This is a genomic window from Georgenia ruanii (genome assembly GCF_009193175.1).
Lineage (GTDB): Bacteria > Actinomycetota > Actinomycetes > Actinomycetales > Actinomycetaceae > Georgenia > Georgenia ruanii.
In genome coordinates this window covers 63,953-83,676 of record NZ_VUKE01000016.1, presented here as the reverse complement: position 1 = coordinate 83,676, position 19,724 = coordinate 63,953, and the positions used below count along the sequence as shown (strand labels likewise).

Annotated in this window: 19 protein-coding genes; 3 read left to right on the top strand and 16 right to left on the bottom strand. The window is 75.9% G+C overall.

Features of this window, described 5'->3' with window-relative positions; translation table 11 throughout:
* Nucleotides 1–484: 484 nt before the first annotated feature.
* The gene (locus tag GD880_RS15380) at nt 485–1,237 is read right to left on the bottom strand and encodes a hypothetical protein (protein WP_152232498.1); all 753 of its coding nucleotides are present in this window, start codon (nt 1,235–1,237) and stop codon (nt 485–487) included.
* A complete protein-coding gene (locus tag GD880_RS15375) occupies nt 1,230–1,808 on the bottom strand; it encodes an RNA polymerase sigma factor (protein WP_226909710.1) in 579 nt (192 codons plus the stop codon). The genes GD880_RS15380 and GD880_RS15375 overlap by 8 nt, the downstream gene beginning before the upstream one ends.
* Nucleotides 1,809–1,936: 128 nt before the next feature.
* On the opposite strand from GD880_RS15375, the gene GD880_RS15370 reads away from it, so the two are divergent.
* The 3 genes from GD880_RS15370 to GD880_RS15360 all read left to right on the top strand — a co-directional run bounded on the left by GD880_RS15370 (nt 1,937) and on the right by GD880_RS15360 (nt 5,193).
* On the top strand, nt 1,937–2,503 hold the full coding sequence (locus tag GD880_RS15370; protein WP_152232496.1) for a COG4315 family predicted lipoprotein: 567 nt from the start codon (nt 1,937–1,939) through the stop codon (nt 2,501–2,503).
* A gap of 163 nt (nt 2,504–2,666) precedes the next feature.
* Nucleotides 2,667–4,127 (top strand): glycoside hydrolase family 15 protein, encoded by a 1,461-nt coding sequence (locus GD880_RS15365; RefSeq protein WP_152232495.1) that lies wholly within the window; start codon nt 2,667–2,669, stop codon nt 4,125–4,127.
* Nucleotides 4,128–4,341: 214 nt separating this feature from the next.
* Nucleotides 4,342–5,193, top strand: coding sequence for an SGNH/GDSL hydrolase family protein (locus GD880_RS15360; protein WP_152232494.1), 852 nt, complete (start codon nt 4,342–4,344; stop codon nt 5,191–5,193).
* A 71-nt stretch (nt 5,194–5,264) separates the two neighbouring features.
* On the opposite strand, the gene GD880_RS15355 is transcribed toward GD880_RS15360, so the two are convergent.
* From GD880_RS15355 to GD880_RS15290, 14 genes are all read right to left on the bottom strand, one after another.
* Nucleotides 5,265–5,762: a hypothetical protein gene (locus tag GD880_RS15355; RefSeq protein ID WP_152232493.1), complete on the bottom strand. Its 498-nt coding sequence runs from the start codon at nt 5,760–5,762 to the stop codon at nt 5,265–5,267.
* On the bottom strand, nt 5,759–6,121 hold the full coding sequence (locus GD880_RS15350; RefSeq protein ID WP_152232492.1) for a response regulator: 363 nt from the start codon (nt 6,119–6,121) through the stop codon (nt 5,759–5,761). Before GD880_RS15350 ends, GD880_RS15355 begins: the two co-directional genes overlap by 4 nt.
* A gap of 13 nt (nt 6,122–6,134) precedes the next feature.
* The gene (locus GD880_RS15345; protein ID WP_152232491.1) at nt 6,135–6,599 is read right to left on the bottom strand and encodes a chemotaxis protein CheX; all 465 of its coding nucleotides are present in this window, start codon (nt 6,597–6,599) and stop codon (nt 6,135–6,137) included.
* A complete protein-coding gene (locus GD880_RS15340) occupies nt 6,596–6,985 on the bottom strand; it encodes a response regulator (RefSeq protein WP_152232490.1) in 390 nt (129 codons plus the stop codon). The genes GD880_RS15345 and GD880_RS15340 overlap by 4 nt, the downstream gene beginning before the upstream one ends.
* Nucleotides 6,982–7,794: a CheR family methyltransferase gene (locus GD880_RS15335; protein ID WP_152232489.1), complete on the bottom strand. Its 813-nt coding sequence runs from the start codon at nt 7,792–7,794 to the stop codon at nt 6,982–6,984. The genes GD880_RS15340 and GD880_RS15335 overlap by 4 nt, the downstream gene beginning before the upstream one ends.
* Nucleotides 7,791–8,900 carry a chemotaxis-specific protein-glutamate methyltransferase CheB gene (gene cheB / locus GD880_RS15330; protein WP_152232488.1) on the bottom strand — a complete coding sequence of 370 codons (1,110 nt, stop codon included), beginning with the start codon at nt 8,898–8,900 and terminating at the stop codon, nt 7,791–7,793. Before cheB ends, GD880_RS15335 begins: the two co-directional genes overlap by 4 nt.
* A 1-nt stretch (nt 8,901) precedes the next feature.
* Nucleotides 8,902–10,830 carry a methyl-accepting chemotaxis protein gene (locus GD880_RS15325; RefSeq protein WP_226909709.1) on the bottom strand — a complete coding sequence of 643 codons (1,929 nt, stop codon included), beginning with the start codon at nt 10,828–10,830 and terminating at the stop codon, nt 8,902–8,904.
* Nucleotides 10,827–11,270, bottom strand: a complete 444-nt coding sequence (locus GD880_RS15320; RefSeq protein WP_152232487.1) for a chemotaxis protein CheW — start codon at nt 11,268–11,270, stop codon at nt 10,827–10,829. The genes GD880_RS15325 and GD880_RS15320 overlap by 4 nt, the downstream gene beginning before the upstream one ends.
* Nucleotides 11,267–13,825 (bottom strand): chemotaxis protein CheA, encoded by a 2,559-nt coding sequence (locus GD880_RS15315; protein ID WP_152232486.1) that lies wholly within the window; start codon nt 13,823–13,825, stop codon nt 11,267–11,269. Before GD880_RS15315 ends, GD880_RS15320 begins: the two co-directional genes overlap by 4 nt.
* Before the next feature lie 398 nt (nt 13,826–14,223).
* A complete protein-coding gene (csrA, locus tag GD880_RS15310) occupies nt 14,224–14,481 on the bottom strand; it encodes a carbon storage regulator CsrA (protein WP_152232485.1) in 258 nt (85 codons plus the stop codon).
* A 93-nt stretch (nt 14,482–14,574) separates the two neighbouring features.
* A complete protein-coding gene (locus GD880_RS15305) occupies nt 14,575–15,732 on the bottom strand; it encodes a hypothetical protein (protein WP_152232484.1) in 1,158 nt (385 codons plus the stop codon).
* Nucleotides 15,707–17,734: a flagellar biosynthesis protein FlhA gene (gene flhA, locus GD880_RS15300; RefSeq protein ID WP_264372291.1), complete on the bottom strand. Its 2,028-nt coding sequence runs from the start codon at nt 17,732–17,734 to the stop codon at nt 15,707–15,709. The genes GD880_RS15305 and flhA overlap by 26 nt, the downstream gene beginning before the upstream one ends.
* 23 nt (nt 17,735–17,757) lie before the next feature.
* A complete protein-coding gene (locus GD880_RS15295) occupies nt 17,758–18,954 on the bottom strand; it encodes an EscU/YscU/HrcU family type III secretion system export apparatus switch protein (RefSeq protein ID WP_152232482.1) in 1,197 nt (398 codons plus the stop codon).
* 22 nt (nt 18,955–18,976) lie between these two features.
* A complete protein-coding gene (locus GD880_RS15290; protein ID WP_152232481.1) occupies nt 18,977–19,723 on the bottom strand; it encodes a flagellar biosynthetic protein FliR in 747 nt (248 codons plus the stop codon).
* Nucleotide 19,724: the final 1 nt, after the last annotated feature.

The window sequence follows — 19,724 nt, the reverse complement described above, 5'->3', positions numbered from 1 at the left end:
CTCCACTGATGGCGGGTGTGGCTGACCAAGCGCCCGCGACGGACGACCCGGGCGCCGCCGGTCATGTCCCGACGGATCCCTGGCCTCGCCGGCCAGCCGGTAGTTCTTGTCACTCTCACCGGGAGAGTGCTAACTCGATATTGGCACTCTCGACCGGCGAGTGCAAGGCCCGCCCCCAGCCGTCTGCGACTCCCTCCGCTGGGCGCGAAACATGGCGTTCCGCGCCACGCCGAACGTCGCGCCACCTCGGCGCGCATGGGCCCCGGCGCGCGGCGGTCCCGCGCGAACCGCACCGCAAAATGCCACGAACGGTGCTGGAGTGACGCACGGGACGCGGATGGTCCCGAGATTCGCACCATCTGCACCGCTTGTGGCGCTCTGGCGCCTCTTCCCGTCGACGTCCTGCCGAGGCCCGCGTGAAGGATCCGCCACAGAAACCGGCGCCGGCCCGAGCAGGGCGGCATCACCCCGGTCACGTCAGATCTCAGAGCCGGGCGGTCGCCCACACCTGCCCGGCCGGGGTGACCAGCTGCAGCTCGCCGCCGGCCCGCGCCGGCGCGGGCACCACCCAGGTCGCCGCGTCCTGACCCAGCGTCCAGCGCCCCATCGTCTCGCTGGTGCCGTCCTCGTGAACCAGGCGGCACTCGTAGGTCGCGCCGGGCCGGCCGGCGACGTCGAGGACCAGCACGGGGCCGCCGTCGTAGTAGCTGGTGGCGACGCTGCCCACCCGGTCACCGCCGGCGGTGACCATCGGGGTCCCGGCGGCGACCTGCGCGGCGGGCTGGTCCCCCACGACGGTGGCGGTGACGACAGCGCCGAGCGCCGCGCCCGCCGCCGCGGCGACGGAGGCCGCGAGCACGAGGGCGCGGCGCCGTGGCCGGCGGGGACGGGCGGCGGGCGCCGTCGCCGGACGGGCAACAGCCGCCGTGGTCGGACGGGCGCCGGGCGCGGTGGTCGGACGCGCGCCAGCCGCCGAGGTCGGACGGGCGCCGGGCGCCGTCGCGGTGCGCTCCGACATCCCCATCGCCGCGAGGACGGCGCGGTCGAAGCCGGGCGGCGGGTCGGCGGCCGGGGCGGCGACGAGCACGCGGTCGACCCCGGCGACGAGCTCGGCGTAGTCGCGCCGGCACGCCTCGCACGTGGTGAGGTGGCGCAACAGCGCGCCGCGGCGGGGCTCACAGGCGTGGCCGAGCGCCAGGTCGAGGAGTGCGTCCGGGTCCGCGTGCCGGTCAGTCACGGTGGGCCTCCTCCAGCTGCTGGCGCACCCGGCGCAGCCCGGTGCGGATGCGGGTCTTCGCGGTCCCCAGCGGGATGCCCTCGAGGCGGCTGATCTCCAGCGCGGTGCACCCGCCGATGACGGCGAGCACCACCGCCCGCGCCTGCTCGGGCGGCAGCTCGCGCAGCCGGCGGAGCACCAGGTCCCGCTCGACGTTGCGCAGCGCGGTCTGCTCGGTGTCCGGCGCGCGCAGGGTCTCGGTGAGGATCTCCTCGAGCTCGGCCCCCTCGGTCGGGGTCGCGCGGCGCATGCGGACGGCGTCGATGGCGGCGTTGCGGGTGATGGTGAGCAGCCAGGTGAGCACGGAGGCGCGGCGCACGTCGTAGCTCGCCGCGGCACGCCACGCCCGCACGAACACCTCCTGGCTGACGTCCTCGGCCAGGGCCGCATCACGGGTGATGGACAGCGCGAGCCCGTAGACCGGCCGCTGGAAGCGGCGCACGAAGGCGGCGGCGGCCTGCGCGTCGTCGAGCGCCAGGCCGTCGACGAGCGCGGCGTCGGCGGCGCGGTCCGCCCGCGGGTACAGCTGCACGCCTGGAGGTACGGGGCCGGGCGGGGGCGGGATTGCGGGCAATCCGCCCGAGCCGTCGGGCCGTACCACTGCCGCGGGTGGGGGCCGCCGGGGTCTTCGCCGCATCGGCTCGCCTCTCGGAGGGGAACATGCGCACACACATCGGGCTGCGGGCGACGGCGGCGGGGCTGTTCACCGTCGCGCTGCTGGCGGGCTGCGGCGGGGGCGGCACCGGCTCCGGGTCCGCCACCGAGTCTGCCACCGGCGGGGCGACGACGAGCCAGCCCGGCACGGCCACGACCTCCCCGGGCGGCCAGCCCGGCACGGCGTCCGGGGAGGAGATCTCCACCGCGAGCACCGGCCTGGGCACGATCCTCGTCGACGAGGACGGCAAGACGCTGTACGTGTTCACCCAGGACTCCCCCGGCAAGAGCACCTGCGAGGGCCAGTGCCTCGCCATGTGGCCGCCGGTGAAGGGCCCCGCGAAGGCCGGCAGCGGCGCCGACGCCGCGCTCCTCGGCACGGCCCAGCGCAGCGACGGCTCCACCCAGGTGACGTACAAGGGGGCACCGTTGTACTACTTCTCCGCCGACCACAAGCCCGGCGACACCGGCGGCCAGGGCACCGGCGGGGTCTGGTGGGTGGTCAGCCCGCAGGGCGAGCCGATCAAGGGCAAGGCGCCGGCCGCGACGTCCTCCGGAGGCTCGGGCTACTGACGCCCGGAACGCGCCGCAAAGTCATCGTGGGGCACACGCTCACCTGCGCGTTTACCGAGGCGGGTAGCGCTCTGGGCGGACATTGTGGCGCGATCCGACGAGGCACGTCCTCCCACCGGATACCGCGCATTTACCGACGGGTCACATTCAGTAATCTCGGCGGGTGACGTCCCCGCTCGCCGCGCCGGCGAAGGCCCCGGCCGGCCGCGCGGCCCGCCTCCCCTTCCGGCTGCGCCCCTACCAGCGACGGCGCTGGCGCGGCTGGACGGCGGCCGCCCTCGTCTACGTCCTCGTCGCCGTGTGGTCCGTGCACCTGAAGGCGACCGAGTCCACCGAGGAGTTCGTGGACCTCTACCTGGACGGCATCCACCTGCAGGCCGACGGCACGGTCGCCGACGTGCCGGCGCGGGAGTCGGTGGAATACCTGCCCGGCTCCCGGGTGCTCGCGACCGACGCCGCCGACCCGGCCGCCCGCGCGCTCGCCGCCGAGCAGCGCGCCTGGCTGGCCGCCGGCACCGTGCCCGGCGCCGGCACGCCCTACGAGGGGCTCGTCGAGGGCGCGCTGCTCGACCTGCACACCCTCACCGGCGCCCGGTTCGACGTCGACGGCCGCACCATCACCGCCGCCCCCGGCGCCGCGGTCGCCGGCTGGACCAGCCGCTGGCGCTACGTCTGGCCGCGCGACGCCTCCTTCGTGGCCGCCGCGCTGGCCGAGACGGGCCACACCGACGACGCCGTCGCCGTGCTCGGCTTCCTCCGCGACGTGCAGAGCGGCGAGGGCGGGTTCCAGGCCCGCTACCTCGCCGACGGCTCCGGCGTGCCGGACGGGCGGGGCATCCAGCTCGACGGCAACGGGTGGGCCGTGTGGTCCGCGGCCACCGTGCTCGACGCCATCCCCGACCCGGCCGCGCGGGCGGCGGCCTGGAGGCAGCTGCGTCCGCTGGTGGACGGGTCGGTCGACCGCATCCTCACGCTCACCGCCGCGGCCCCGCACCTGCCGCCGGCCTCGGCGGACTACTGGGAGGTGGAGGAGGACGCGCTCACCCTCGGCACGGTCGCGCCGCTGCTGGCCGGGCTCGAGCACGCCGTGGCGATCTATGACGCCGCCGGGCTGCCCGACCGGGCCGCGGCGGCCGCGGAGCGCGCCGCCGAGGTGCGCGCCGCCGTCGAGCAGGAGTTCGGCGCCGCGGGCTACACCCGTTACGCCGGGACCGGCGGGCCGATGACCGCGCTGCTGGGCACGGACGGGCGGGACGCGGCGACGGCGATGCTGCTGCCGCCGTTCGTCGCCGAGCCGCCGGCGGGCGCCGAGGACGCCTGGCTCGCCTCCGCCGCCGAGATGGCGCGCCCGGCCGGCGGGCTGGCGCCGGGCGCGGGGTGGAAGCGCGACGGCATCTCCTGGACGCCGGAGACCACGCTGTACGCCCTCACCGCCGCCGCGACGGGCCACGAGGAGCAGGCCCGGGCGTGGCTGGACTGGGTGACGGCGCACCGCACCGGCTCCGGCGCGATCCCCGAGAAGGTGCTCGCCGGCGGCGCGCCGGCCGCCGTCGCGCCGCTGACGTGGTCGGGCGCGAACGTCATCCTCGCGGTCGCCGCCCTGGAGGACGCCGGGGCGTTGTGACGGCGGGGCGTTGTGCCGGGGGGGCGTAGTGCCGCCGGGGCCTTGTGACGGCGAGGCGTTTGTGACGGCGCCGGTCGCCGCGCCGAGCTGCCCCGCGCGGATCACGGCGCCCGCCCGCGCGGATGACGACGCCCGCCCGCCGGGACGCACCCGTGTGCCGGGACGCACCCCGCGTGCCGGGACGCGCCCCGGGTGCCGGAGGCATCATCGGGGGATGACCGTGCCGACCTCGTCCGCGACCACGCAGCCCCCGGCCGTCCGCGCGGCGCCGCCGTGGGGCCGGTTCGTGGCGCTGGGCGACTCGATGACCGAGGGCCTGTGGGACCTCGACCCCGCCGCGCCCGACACCCCGCGCGGGTGGGCGGACCTGCTCGCCCAGCGCCTCGCCGAGCGGCGCCACGCCCGCGACGCCGGTGCCCTGGAGTACGCCAACCTCGCTGTGCGCGGGCGGCTGCTGGGCGAGATCATCGACGAGCAGCTGCCGGTGGCGCTGGCGATGCGACCAGACCTGGTCAGCCTGGTCGGCGGCGGCAACGACCTGCTGCGCCCCGGCGCCGACCCCGACCGGCTCGGCGCCCGGCTCGAGCGGGCGGTGGTCCGGGCCCGGGAGGCGGGCGCCGCCGTGCTGCTCGCGACCGGCATGGACCCGCGCGCCACCCCGGTGATCCGCACCACCCGCCCGCGGGTGGCCGTCTTCAACGCGCACGTGTGGTCGATCGCCCGCCGCCACGGCGCCCACGTCCTGGACGTGTGGGGGCTGCGGGCCCTGCAGGACTGGCGGATGTGGGCCGCGGACCGCATCCACCTCACCACCGCCGGGCACGAGCGGGTCACCCAGGCGGCTCTGGTCGCGCTGGGCCTGCCGCCCGACGACGTCGCCTGGGAGGACCCGCTCGCACCGCTGCCGCCGGTGGCCCGCGCCGCCCGGCTGCGCCAGGACCTGGGCTGGGTGCGCGAGTACGCCGGGCCGTGGGTGGGCCGGCGGCTGCGGCACCGCTCTTCGGGCGACACCCGGCTGCCCAAGCGGCCGGAGCTGGGGGTGGTGGTCCCCGCCGCGCAGGGCTGAGGGGCAGCGGACGCTGAAGGTCAGCGGACGCTGACTGTCAGCGCACGCTGACTGTCAGCGGACGCTGACTGTCAGGGGACGACGACGCCCACGCCGCCGTCGCCGTAGCCGCGGATGCTCACCCCGGCGTCGACCCGGGGGCCGTAGCTGCGCAGCCAGGTGGCCACGTCGGCGGGGAGCAGCTCGGTGGGCCCGTGCACGCGGTGGAGCCGCACGTGCGGGGCGTCGTCGGCGTTGAGCAGCGAGGCCATGACGTTGAGGATCTCTGCGACGTTCTCCATGAGCTGCTCGGGCAGGTACTGGTGGCCGATGGCCGCCTCCGCCGTGCGCGAGGGCAGCAGCGCCAGCGCCGCCCCGGCCCGGGCGGCCAGCGGCACGTCCAGCGCGATCAGCGCGGCGGTGCGCAGGCCCTCGGTGGTGTACACGCCCACGACCACCCCGCCGGGGGTCGCCGGGGTCAGGGCGTCGATCGTGCCGGTGACGTCCACGTCCCGGCCCAGCATGGCGTGCAGCAGGTCGCGCACGTCCTTGATGCTCGGCAGCGGCGTCTGCCCCGCCAGCACGCTCATCGCAGCACCGGCTCCAGCACCTCGCGGAACGTCTCGGCGGTGAACGGCTTGGCGATGAGGAAGGACGCGCCGGACTCCTCGGCGAGCTGGCGCATCGGGGTCGAGCCCTCGGAGGTGACGAACCCGATCGGCATGGCGGCGCCGCCGGCGCGCAGGGTGCGCAGCACGTCGAGGCCGGAGAGCTCGGGCATGTTCCAGTCCAGCAGCACGAGGTCGAGCGGCTCGGTCTGGGCGATCTTGAGCGTCTCGGCGCCGTCGGCGGCCTCGAGGATCTCCCAGCCGTCGTACCCCGCCTGGCGCAGCGCGCGGACGACGATGCGCCGCATGACGCGGCTGTCGTCGGCCACCAGCACCCTCATGTCACGTCCCCCGTCATCCCGTCAGCGCGAGCATCGAGACCACGATCTCGTCCCCGCGCCACTCCAGCGTCACATCCACGCGGTGCTCCCCGGCGGGCGGCTCCTCGGCCACCACGGGCAGCCCGAGCCGGCTGCCCGGCGGCAGCGTGCCCTTGAGGTTGCCCCCGATCATGTTCGCCACCTCGCCGAAGGCATCGTCCACCTCGGCGTCGTCCACGTCCTCCTCCGGCCCACAGCCCGCGAGCGCGCGGGCGAGGCGCCGGGCGGTGTCATGGGCCGCGGCGAGCACCACGCGTACAGAGTACGTTCCCGTGATGTCGACCCAGGCGTGCAGCCGCTCGCCGGACGGCGCCGCCGCCCCCTGGCAGAGCCGGAGGTGACCAGGCTCACCGTCGACCATCGTCGCGAAGACGTCCTCGGCCACGACCCATACGCTGGCCGCCCGCGCGTCCTCGATGGCGGTGTCGGCCGTGGTCATGAGCGCACCTCCACCAGCCCGAGCAGGGCGATCTTCTCGCGCAGCTGCTCGGCGGTGAACGGCTTGACGAGGTACTCGTGGGCGCCGGCCGCCAGGGCGCGGACCACCTGGCTGTGCTCGCTCTCGGAGGTGATCATCATCATCGTCAGCGCCCGCCACTCGCGCCGGCGCCGGATGTGCCCGACAAGCTCGAGGCCGTCCATGACCGGCATGTTCCAGTCGATGCAGATCAGCTCGAACCCGTCGGGGCCCACCCCGTGCGCCTCGAGCAGGTCCAGCGCCTCGCGCCCGTGCCCGGCCTCGGCCGTGACCAGGCCGGCGTCGGTGAGCATGCCGGTGATGATGCGCCGCATCGCGCGGGAGTCATCGGTGACCAGAGCCCTCATGCGGAACCTCCCATGAGTCGGTAGATGGACGTGCCGGGGATCTTCACCCGGTACCAGGCGGGGTCGATGCCCAGCGGCGTCTCGGTCGACCCGAGCACGAGGAAGCCGCCCGGGGCGAGGCTGCGGCGCAACCGGCGCAGCACCACGGCGCGCGCGGGCAGGTCGAAGTACATGAGCACATGACGCAGGAAGACGACGTCGAACGTCGCCACGGTCGGCGTGGGGCTCGGCTCGAGGAGGTTGTGTCGGCGCAGCGTCACCCGCTCGCGCACCCGCGTCGTCGCCTGCCACTCGCACCCGCGCGGGGCGAAGTACCGGGCGCGCGCCGAGAGCGGCAGCCCACGCCCCATCTCCAGGGCGCTGTAGCGCCCGGCCCGGGCCCGCTCGAGCACCGCCGCGGAGACGTCGGTGCCGAGCACGGAGAAGTCGTCGACGCCGGCGCCGAGCAGCGCCATGACCACCGAGTAGGGCTCCTGCCCGGTCGAGCACCCGGCCGACCACACCCGCAGCGGGCCGCGGTCCGGCAGCGCCGGGAGCAGGTGCCGGGTCAGCGCGTCGAAGGTGGGTCGGTCGCGGAACCAGGAGGTCTCGGTGGTGACCAGCGCGTCGACGAGGGCGCCCGCGCCCCGCTCGGACCGGCGCAGCAGGTGCACGTACCGGTCGACCGCCCGGGTGCCGACGATCCCGGCGGCGCGGGCGAGCGGGGCGAGCCGGGACTCGACCAGGTACTCCTTGCCGTCCAGCTCCACCGCGCTCTCGCGGCGCACCAGGGCGGCGACGTAGTCGAAGGACTCCGGAGACAGGCTCATCGGCGCGCCTCCGCCCGCCCCGGCGCGCCGGCGGTGGCGATGACCCGCGCCAGGTGCTCGAGGGACAGCACGTCGTGGGCCAGCCCGGCCTCGGCGACCGCGCCGGGCATGCCCCACACCACCGAGCTGGCGGCGTCCTGCACGTGCACCGTCCCGCCGGCGGCGACGACGGCGGCGGCGCCGTCGCGCCCGTCGGTGCCCATGCCGGTGAGCACGACGGCGTGCAGGGCGGGGCCGTAGACCTCCGCGGCGGAGCTGAAGAGCACGTCGACGGAGGGGCGGTAGAAGTTCACCGGCGGGTCGTCGCGCACCACCGCGCGCACCAGGCCGCCGTCGGCGACGACGGCGAGGTGGTGGTCGCCGGGCGCGATGTAGGCCCGGCCCGGCTCCAGCGCCTCGCTGCCGGCGGCCTCGGCGACGCTGGTGGGCCCGACCCGGTCCAGCCGCCCGGCGAGCTGGCGGGTGAAGACCGCCGGCATGTGCTGGACGACGAGCAGCGGCACCGTGGGCGGCGCGGGCAGCGCCGCGAACAGGCGGGAGAGCGCCTCCGGCCCGCCGGTGGAGGCCCCGAGCACGACGGCGCGGGCAGCCACCGGCGCGCGCCGCGGCGGCGGCGGGTTGGCCGGCTCGCGGGGCGGGCCGCCCAGGGCCAGGGCGTGGATCCGCGGGAGCAGCTCGCCGGTGAGGTGGCGCAGGGAGTCGTTGAGGCTGACGGTGCCGGTCGGCTTGGTGACGTAGTCGCTGGCGCCGGCCGCGAGGGCGTCGAGGGTGGCGGTGGCGCCGTGCTCGGTGAGGGTGGAGAGCATGATCACCGGCACGTGCAGGCCGGCCCCGCGCAGCGCCCGCACCGCCCCGATGCCGTCGAGCTGGGGCATCTCGACGTCCATGGTGACGACGTCCGGCAGCAGCTCGACCACCTGCGCCAGCGCGCTGCGCCCGTCCGCGGCGGTCCCCACCACCTCGACGCTGCGGTCGCGGCCGAGCGCGCCGGTGACCAGGCGGCGCATGACGGCGGAGTCGTCGACGACGAGCACCCTCACCCGGCGGCCGGGCGCGCCGGACCTGCCGCGCCAGGGCGGCAGGGAGGGCGGGCGGAGGGTGGTCATGTCAGTACCGGAACTGCGCCACGCGGGTGCGAAGGTCGTCCGACATCTTCGCCAGCTCGTCGATGGACGCGTTGATCTGGGTCATCGCCCCGTAGCCGGAGGCGGTGGTCTGGGCGACGTGGGCGATGTTCGCGGCGATCTCCTCCGAGCCGGACGCTACCTCCCCCACGCCGCGGAGCATCTCGCTGGTCGTGGCGGTCTGCTCCTCCACGGCCGAGGCGATGGTGAGCTGGTGGGCGCTGATGGAGGAGACGATCGAGGAGATCTCGGTGATGGCCTCGACCGCGCCCGCGGAGTCGGTCTGGATCGCCTGGATGCGGCGGGCGATGTCGTCGGTGGCGCGGGCGGTCTCCTGGGCGAGCTCCTTGACCTCGCTGGCGACGACGGCGAAGCCCTTGCCCGCCTCCCCGGCCCGGGCCGCCTCGATGGTGGCGTTGAGCGCGAGCATGTTCGTCTGCTCGGCGATGGAGGTGATGACCCGCACGACGTTGCCGATCTCCTGCGAGGACGTGCCCAGCTTGGTCACGGTCGCGTTGGTGGAGGCGGCGACCTCGGTGGCCCGGGTGGCGACGTCGGCCGCCTCGTTGGCGTTGGTGGCGATCTCGCGGATGGAGGCGCCCATCTGCTCGGCGCCGGCGGCGACGGTCTGGACGTTGTGGGAGACCTGCTCGGCGGCGGCCGCGGCGGTGCCGGCCTGCTCGCTGGTCTGCTCGGAGCCGGCGGCGAGCTGGCTGCCGGCGCTGGCGAGCGCCTGGGCGGCGGCTGCCACCGCGTTGGAGGTGGCGGCGAGGTCGGCGACGAGGGTGCGCAGCCCCGTCTGCGCCCGCGCCAGGCTGCGGGCCATCCGGCCGACCTCGTCCTCGCTGGTGACGTCGGCGTGGACGGTGAGGTCGCCGTCGGCGAGGGCGTCCACCGAGGCGCCGACCTTCTGCAGCGAGCGGCGGATGGACATCGCCAGGCGGTACCCGGCGACGAGGGCCAGGACGAGGGCGACGGCGGAGGTCACCGCCAGGATCGCCATGCCCTGCAGCGCCCGGTCCCGCGCGTCGTCGGTGACCCGGGCGACGACGACGTCCATCTCCTGGGCGGCGGCGTTGAGGGCGTCGGTGTACTGCTGCGCCAGCTTCTCGCTCGTGTCGGTGCTGGTCCGCGAGTAGATCTCCCGCAGGCCGTTGGGCACGAGGGTCTCGTCGCGCAGCGTGCTCCACTGGCCCCAGGCGTCGAGGAAGTCCTGCCAGTGGGGGGACGTGCCGGCGTCGGTGGCGCTGTAGCGGGCGATGGCGTGCTCGACGTCGCCGGTGACGCCGTCGAGCTCGGCGACCAGCTCCTCCTCCGTCTGCTCGTTCGTCCGGGAGTCGATCTGCTCGACGAGCAGCCGCGAGCGCAGCGCCCCGTTCTGGATCACCTGGCGCGGCTCGACGACGTTGCTCTGCAGGTCGGCGAGGTAGGCGGTGTCGTCGGCCATCGCCCGCATGAGGGTGGTGGCGTAGATGGTGTTGCCCAGGACCACGATCGCGAGCATCACGACGATCGTGAAGATCCGGGTGCGGATGGAGGTGAACCGGCGCCGCTCCCGCCGGGCGCGCGGCGGACGCCGCGGGCCGCGCCCGCGGGGCCCGCGCCCGGACCGGGCGCCCGTCGCGCGCGCGCCTGCGGGACCGTCCGGCCGCTCGCCGGCGTCCTCCGCCGGGAGGGCCGGGCCCGCGCCGTCCTGTCCGGCGCGCCCGGCGCCACCGAGTGCCGCCCGCCCGCTGGCCTGGTCGGCCCGCGCGCCGCCGGCCACGTCCGGGCTGACCGGGGTGGCAGCGACGACCTGGGCCCACGCCGGCGCGCCGGGCGCCGGGATCGGACGCGGGGTCGCCACCGGGGGCGCCGCGCCGTCGCCAGGGGCCGAGGCCGGGACCGCGGGGTCCTGGGCGGAGGTCGTCATGGGTGCTCCTTCGGGGCGGAGGGGTCGGGCACGAGGAGGGCGTCGAAGTCGAGCACGAGCAGCAGGCGCTCGGGCAGGGGGTGGGCGCCGGTGATGAAGCCGCGCAGGGGCGCGGCGAGGGTGCTGGGGGGCGGGCGCAGCTCGGCGGGGTCGACGTCGAGCACCTCGCCGACGTCGTCGACGAGGAGTCCGACGGGCTCCCCGGCGAGCTCGACGACGAGCAGCATCTGGGCCGCGCCGGCCTCCGGGGCGGGCAGCGCGAGAAGGGGCCGCAGGTCGAGGCACACGAGGATCTGGCCGCGCAGGTTGGTCAGCCCGGCCACCTCGGGCAGGGTGAGCGGCACCGGGGTCAGCGCGCCGGCGCGCACCACCTCGCGCACGCGGCGGACGTCGGCGGCGTAGTGGTCGCCGGCCAGGGTGAAGGTGACGAGCTGGGTCATGGCCGCACCAGCTCTCGCAGCGCCGCCGCCATGCCCTCGCCGTCGCCGCCGAAGAAGGCGGGGGCGACGGCGGCCACGAGCGCGTCGCCGTCGAGCAGCTCGGTGACGTGGCTGTCGAGCACGGCCGAGCCGACGAGACCGGCGTCCTCGATGGCGCTGTGCCGGCCCTCGTCGGTGACGATGTCGATGATCCGCCGCACGGCCAGCGCCACCACCCGATCCTCGTGGTGGTAGAGGATGACGACGAGCTCCTCGGGGTCCGGCTCCTCGGCCGCGCCCAGCGCCCGGTCCAGGCGCACCAGCGGCACGATGACCCCGCGGACCTGCACCACCTCGTGGCGGCCCACCCGTTCCAGGCCCGCGCTCGGGATCCGCTCGATGCGGGCGACGGAGGAGATGGGCACGGCGACCCGCCGGCCGTCGCCGATGGTGGAGACGAGCATCTGCACGGCCTCGGCCGCGGGCGGCGCCTCGACCTTCGCCGTCTCCGGCGCGGCGACCCCGACGACGACCCCGGAGCGGCGGGCGACGGCGCGCGGGTCGAGCACGAGGGCGACCTCGCCGCCGTCGCGCAGCATGGCGCCGAGATAGCCGCCGGCCTCGCGCAGCCGCGCGGGCAGCGGCGTGAGCATGGTGTGCATGACGTCGAGCACCCGGTCGACGACGAGGACGAAGCGCCGCCCGGAGGTCTTGAGCACGACCAGCGCGCCGTCGGCGTCGGGCCGGGCCGGCAGGCCCAGGGACTCGTCGAGGCGGACGACGGGCAGCAGCTTGCCCCGGTGGCGGTACACCGCGGCGGTGCCGACGTGCTCGATGCCGGTGGCGCCGGGCTGGACGGCGATGAGCTCGCGCAGGGAGGTCTGCGGCAGGGCGTAGACCTCCCCGGCGCAGGTCACGCCGAGGACCGGGATGATGGCGACGGTCAGCGGGATGCGCAGGTGCCAGGTGGTGCCCACGCCGACCTGGGAGGTGAAGTCGACGGTGCCGCCGACCGCCTCGACCTTGGTGCGCACGACGTCCATGCCGACCCCGCGCCCGGAGACCCGGCTGACGTGCTCGGCGGTGCTGAAGCCGGGCTCGAAGAGCAGCTGGAGGATCTCGCCGGTGCCCATGGCGGCGATCTGCTCGGCGGTGCGCAGCCCACGCTCGACGGCCTTGTCGGCGACCCGGTCGGGGTCGATGCCCCGGCCGTCGTCGATGACCTCGATGGCCACGTGGCCGCTGGTGTGCACCGCCTGGATGGTGAGCGTGCCGAAGGGGGGCTTGCCCGCGGCGAGGCGTTCGGCGGCGGGCTCGATGCCGTGGTCGACGGCGTTGCGCACCAGGTGGGTCAGCGGGTCGCGGACGGCCTCGAGGAGGCTGCGGTCGGCCTCGGTCTCCCCGCCGCCGAGGGTGAGGTGGACCTGCCGCCCGCAGGCGGCGGCCAGCTCGCGCACCAGGCGCGGCAGGGAGGCGAAGAGGTGCTCCACCGGCTGCATGCGCGAGCGCAGGATGTCGTCCTGGAGGGCGCCGGTGACGACGTCGAGCTGCTGGGCCAGGCGGGCGAGCTCGTCCTGGGCGGTGGTGCGGGCGAGCTGGCCGATCTGGTTGCGCACCACGACGAGCTGGCCGGCCTGCTGGACGAGGCGGTCGAGCAGGTCCACGCGCACGCGCACGGTGGTGTCGTGGGGCTTGGCGGCCGCCGCGGTGGCGCCTCCCGGGGCGCCCGCCGGTCCGGGCTCGCCGGCGGCAGACGCCGCGCCCGGCGCGCCGGGCGGGACCGTCTCCTCCGGCGGGTCGTCTGCGGAGGGCAGGTCGTCGTCCTCCGCCGGTAGGTCGTCTTCCGCCGGCAGGTCGTCCTCGGGCAGGTCGGGATCCTCACCGGGCGCGGCGGGGGACTCACCCGGCGCCAGGGGGCGCTTCCCCGCCGTCGGCCCGTCCGCGGGCGCCGCCGCGTCCGCCGCGGCGCGCGGGTCCGCTCCGCGCCCGTCCCGGGCCGGCTGCTCGCCTCCCGCGGTGTGGCCGTCCGTGAGCGGCCCGGCCGGCCCCGGCCGCTCGCCCGCCGCGCTGCGCGCGTCCCCGGACGCGCGCCTGCCCGGCTCGGGCGGGGCGTCCGTCCGCCGCTCCGGCGCCGCGGTGGCGCGTCCGGTGCGGCCCGACGCCACGGCGCGCCCGGGCGTGGTGGCGCCACCGCCGCGTAGCTGCTCGAGCCGGGCGATGAGGGGGGCCACGTCCACGCCGTCGTCCGCGCCGGCGGTCTCGATCGCGTCGAGCACGTCGCGCACGCGGTCCGCGAGCGCGAGCAGCGCGTCGGTGGTCGGGCCGTCGAGCCGGTGCGCCCCGTCGCGCAGATCCACGAGCAGCCCCTCGGCCACGTGCGTGAGCCGCTCGAGGTTGCTGAAGGCGAGGAACCCGCTGGTGCCCTTGATGGTGTGCAGGGTGCGGAAGATGCTGTTGAGGAGGTCGCGCGAGGTAGGGGCGGACTCCAGGGCGACGAGGTCGCGGTCGAGCTGGTCGAGGTTCTCCCGGCTCTCGACGAGGAATTCCTCGACGATGTCGTCCATCTCGTCGTCCATGCCCTACCTCCTCTCCCGTCGCGCTGGTCCGGGCACTATCGCCCTCAGTGGGGAAATCGGCCCTGCCCACGAGGAATTGAGGAATTGTTGTTACTGGTGTTACTGATGAGGTGAAAGAGGAAACTCCGGGCGAAACGGATTCAGCAGGCCGGCGACACCGGGCAGTTTCGTGAATTGCCGTTGACCCGTCCCAGAGCAAGCCGCCCTCACCGACACGGCGGCGTCCGGCATGCCGGGCCCGGGCACGCGGCGAGATGGTCGCCGTCGGGGGCCTCACCGAGCGAGGAGTTCACCGACCACGCCGAAAGAGGTGCTCAGCGGCACGCCGAGGGAACTGCTGACGGGTGGCTGGCCACCGGGCGACCCACCTCACCGGCTCGCTGCACCCAGGGGCGCTCCTACTGCTGCTGGCCGGTCCCGCCCTGTTTGGGCCGGGCCGTGAGGGCGCGCAGGGCCTCGACGGCCGCATCGTCGGCGGCGCTGGCCTCGCGGTTGGCGTCCTCGACCGCCTTGCGGACCTCGGCGCGGTTGACGCTAACGCTGCGGGGGGCGGCGATGCCCAGGCGCACCGTGTCGTTCCGGACGTCGACGACGGTCAGGACGATGTCCTCACCGATGACGATCTGCTCGCCCACGCGTCGACTCAGCACCAGCACGCGACGACCCTACCGGGCGCGTGTCGCCCCGGCCCCCGGGCCGCACCGCGCCGGACCCGCCCCGGCAGCGACGGGTGCCGCCCGGGGCGCGGCTCAGCCGGCGGCGGGCCGCGCCGGGCGGGCGCGGGCCTCGTCGAGCACGCACGCCCACACCGTCGGCGTGGCGGGGAGCCCGTCGAGCCAGCCCACCGGCGCGCCCAGGTCGAGCAGGCTGCCCGGGCGGGCCGCCTCCCAGGCCCGCTGCCCGGCGACGGCGTCGACCCGAGGCACGGGCAGCGCGGCCAGCTGGGCCGCCAGCTCGCCGGGGCTGCGCCGGGCGTCCAGCGCGGCCCACACCTGGTCCGGGGCCAGCGCGGCGAGCACGCCCTCGGTGAGGCGCCGGCCCGCGCGGGAGTCGTCGGCCCCGGCGGCCACGACGAGCGCCTGGCCCGCCGCCTCCTGCCGCAGCCGGGCCGCCCGGCGCGGGCTCGTCAGCCGGGTGCCGGCGCCGGGCAGGGTGTCCTCCTCCCCCACCAGCACCAGCTGGTAGGGGTGGGCGCGCAGCCGGACGAGCATCTGCGCGCAGGTCTCCAGGACCTCGTCGGCGGTGCCGACGACGGCGAGCACCTTGCCCGGGCGCAGTGCGGGAGTCACCGGGCGGGGCAGCCGGGCCGCCAGGGCCAGGAGCGCGGCGGTGACGTCGGCGGTGCCGGTGGGCACCAGCGCCGCGGGGACGCCGAGGTCGCGCAGCAGCGCGGGCGCGGCCATCGCGGAGCGGCCGATCGCCCGGGAGGCGGCATCCCGGGCCGCGGCCGCCGCGCCCGCCTCGGCGGCGGAGGCGGCCGAGAGCGCCGAGCGCGGAGAGCCGGAGCCGGCCGACGCGGCGGCTCCCGCGCCCCCGGAGGCGCTCGCCGTGCTCGGCGCGCTCACCGGCGCCCAGGCGGGCGCGCCCACGCCGTCGCCGTGCTCGGCCGCGGCGAGCAGGGCCGCCAGCCCGGCCGGGCCGCCACCCGCGGCCCCCGGCCCGGCACCCGCCGCGCTGACGCCCGCACCGGGCCGGGCCGCGCCGGAGCCACGGCCCGGGGGCAGGGCCGGTGCCACGGAGGCGGCGCCGTCGGACAGGCCCAGGACCTCGACGGTCACCTCGTAGCGGGCCTTGCCGAACATGCGCCGGACCCGCTCGGCCCGGACCACCCGGCCGCCGATCTCCCGGGCCCGCTCGAGCAACGGGTCCAGCTCGGGGCCGTCAAGCAGCAATTGCGTGTCCGACACTCACCACTCCCACCGTGTCGATCGTCATCATCGTCCCGGAGACCTCGCTGTAGGACAGCACGGGCAGGCGCGGGACGGCGAGCGCGACGAGCCGGCGCAGCGCCGGGCGGATGGCCGGCGCGCACACGAGGACCACCTGCTTGCCGCCGGCCTCGGCGGCCTCCACCTGGCCGCGCACCGCGGCCAGCAGCGCCTCGACCCGGTCGGGGGCGAGGGAGAGCTGGGTGCCGCCGTCGCCCGGGCGCAGCGACTCCAGCAGCAGCTGCTCGGTGCCCGGCTCGATGGTGAGCACGCGCAGCACCTGGTCGGCGGCGTGGCGGTCGACGATGGTGTCGCCCAGCGCGACCCGGGCGGCCTCGACGAGGCCCTCGGCGTCGGTGGAGACCTTTGCCCGCAGGGTCAGCGCCTCGTAGATGCGGGCGAGGTCGAGGATCGGCACCTGCTCGGCGAGCAGGCCCTGCAGCACCCGCTGGACCTCCCCGAGGGACAGCAGCGCCGGCACGAGCTCCTCGACCACCGAGGGGTTGGTCTGCTTGAGGCCCTCGTTGAGCACGCGCACGTCCTCCCGGCCCAGCAGCCGCGGGGCGTGCGAGCTGACCAGGGCCGACAGGTGGGTGATGATCACCGAGGTGCGGTCGACAACCGTGGCGCCGGCCATCTCGGCGCTGTGGCGCAGCTCGGCCGGGATCCACTTGCCGGGCAGCCCGAAGACCGGCTCGTTGACGAGCGTGCCGGGCAGGTTGTCCAGCCCGTCGCCCAGGGCCAGCATCCGCCCGGCCGGCGCCTGGCCGCGGGCCACCTCCACCCCGGACATGCGGATGGCGTAGGTGGCCACCGGCAGGTCCACGGAGTCGCGGGTGCGCACCGGCGGCAGCACGAAGCCCATCTCCAGGGCGGTCTTGCGGCGCAGCGCCCGCACCCGGGCGAGCAGGTCCTGGTCGGCGGAGCCGCCGACCAGGTCGACGAGGTCGGGGGCGAGCAGGATCTCCAGGGCGTGCACCCGCATCTGCTCGATGAGCTGCTCGGTGGTCTCCGGCGCCGGCTGCAGCGCGGTGCCCGCCGGCGCCTCGGCGGCGGCCGCCGCCCGCGCGTCGGCCTTCTTCACCCGCTGGGCCAGCACCAGCAGCACGATGCCGACGACGATGAACGGCAGCTTGGGCAGACCGGGGATGAGCCCCATGGCCAGCGCGGCCACGCCGGCGATGGCCAGGGCGTTGCGCGACTGCAGCAGCTGGGCGGAGGCGGCGGTGCCCATGTCCTCCTCGGCCGTGGCCCGCGTGACCACGAGGCCGGTGGCCACCGACATGAGCAGGGCCGGGATCTGGGTGACCAGGCCGTCGCCGACGGTGAGGATCGCGTAGGTCTCGATCGACTCCCCCGCGCTCATCCCATGCTGGAGCATGCCGATGATGAAGCCGCCGATGAGGTTGATGATCGTGATGACGATGCCGGCGATGGCGTCGCCCTTGACGAACTTCGACGCGCCGTCCATCGCGCCGTGGAAGTCGGCCTCGGCGGCCACCTCGGCGCGGCGGCGCCGGGCATCGTGCTCGTCGATGAGGCCGGCGTTGAGGTCGGCGTCGATGGCCATCTGCTTGCCCGGCATGGCGTCGAGGGTGAAGCGGGCGCTGACCTCGGCGGCGCGGCCGGCGCCGTTGGTGATCACCGCGAACTGGATGACCACGAGGATGAGGAAGATGACCAGGCCGATGACCAGCGAGCCGCCGACGACGAAGTGGCCGAACGCGTCGATGACCTGCCCGGCGTAGGCGTCGCGCAGCACCAGCCGGGTGGAGGCGACGTTGAGCCCGAGGCGGAACAGCGTGGCCACGAGCACCAGCGAGGGGAAGATCGAGAAGTCCAGCGGCTTCTTGATGTACATCGTGGTGAGCAGCACCAGCACCGAGACGGTGATGTTCACGGCGATGAGGACGTCGAGCAGCGGGGCGGGCAGCGGCACGACGAGCAGCAGGACGATGCCCACCACCCCGATGGGGGCCATGAACTGGGTGACCTTGAGGTTCTTCACGGGCGGTCCTCTCGGGGAGCGCGGTGGGCGGCCCGGCGGGCGCGCCGGGTGCCGGCGCCTGCCGGGCCCCGGTGGGCCCCGCCGTCTGCGGGGCCGCGGTGAGCCCCGGCGGTGGCGGGGGCGGGCACCCGGTGGACCCCGGCGGCGCTGCCGCGCCGGCGCAGCGACATGACGAAGGCGAGGACCCGGGCGACGGCCTCGTAGAGGTGCTCGGGCACCTCCTGGCCCAGCTCGCAGGCGGCGTGCAGGGTGCGGGCCAGGGTGATGTCCTGCACGACGGCGACGTGGTGCTTCGCGGCCCGCTCGCGGATGCGGGCGGCCACGTGCCCCTGGCCCTTGGCGACCACCCGCGGGGCGCCCTGCCCGGGCTGGTAGCGCAGCGCGACGGCGACGTGGGTGGGGTTGACGATGACGACGTCGGCGTCGGCCACCGCCGCCATCATCCGGTTGCGGCTCATGGCCAGCTGCCGGGAGCGGATGGCGCCCTTGACGTGCGGGTCGCCCTCGGTGGCCTTGTTCTCCTCCTTGACCTCCTGCTTGGTCATCCGGGTCTGCTTGCGGTTGCGCCGCATGACCACGACGACGTCGACGACGGCGAGCGCCAGGCCCGCGACGACCCCCCAGACCAGCAGGCTGGAGATGCGCGACCCCACCTCGCCGAGCAGGCCGCCCAGCGGCATCTGCCCCGAGGTGAGCACCAGCGGCACCATGCCGACGACGGTGACGTACAGGACGACGCCGACCACCGCGGTCTTCAGCGCCGCCTTGGCGCCCTGCCACCACGCCTGCAGCCCGAAGAGACGCTTGACGCCCTTGGCGAGGTTGAGGTTGGTGAACTTCGGCTTGAGGCTCTTGAGGTGCACCCCGCCCTGCACGGCGTTGCCGACGAGCGCGGCCAGCGCGGCCGCGGCGAGCACCGGCAGCAGCGTGGGCAGCACCGAGGACAGGCCGTTCTGCAGGGCCCGCAGCGCCGTCGCCGCCTCCGGGGCGGCCGCGGCGGCGCCGACCATGCGCAGCTGCGCGCGGGCGGCGTCGGTCCCGGCGGCGAGCACGGTGGGCAGCATGACCGCGGCCGCGCCGACCACCAGCCAGGCGGCGAGGTCCTGGGAGCGGCCGAGCCCGCCGTCGCGGCGGAGCTTCTTCATCCGCTGCGGGGTGGCCTTCTCGGTCTTCTCCCCCGAGGGCTGGCTCATCCGGCCACCCCCGCGATCCGGCTCATCCGGCCACCCCCGCGATCCCGCCGAGCGCGTCCTGGGCCAGGCCCGCGACGACCCGGGGCAGCGCCACCAGGGCGAAGGTGCCCAGGACCAGGGTGATGAGGATCTTCAGCGGGAAGCCGAGCGCGAAGGCGTTGAGCGCCGGGGCGACCCGGGTGAGCAGGCCGAGGCCGACGTCGGCGAGGAAGAGCACCGCGATGAGGGGCCCGGCGACCTGCAGCGCGGCGACCATCATCTGCCCGACGGCGCCGGTGAGGGAGCCGGCCAGGGCGGGCAGGTCGAGGGTGGCGCCCAGCGGCAGGGCGTCGAAGCTGCGGGCCAGGCCGCCGATGACGAGCTGGTAGCCGTCGGAGGCGAACAGCAGCACGGTCGCGGCCAGGGCGTAGAGCTGGGTGAACTGCCCGCCGGAGGTCATGGACATGGGGTCGAAGGCCATGCCCATCTCGAAGCCGCCGAGGTTGTCGATGAGGCGTCCGGCGGTCTGGACCGCGGCGAAGACGACGGCGACGAGGATCCCCAGGCCGCCGCCGATGACCGCCTCGCTGACCAGCTGGCCGATGAAGCCGGCGGTGGACAGGTTGGGCGCGGCCAGCGGCGGGGCGAGGGCGAAGGCCAACCCGACGCCGAGGATGGCCTTGACCGCCGCGGGCACCGCGCGGTGGGCGAACGGCGGGGCCAGCACGAGGAAGACGGTCACCCGCACCGCGGCCAGGAGCAGCGGCTCGAGCTCGCGCACGAGGTCCATC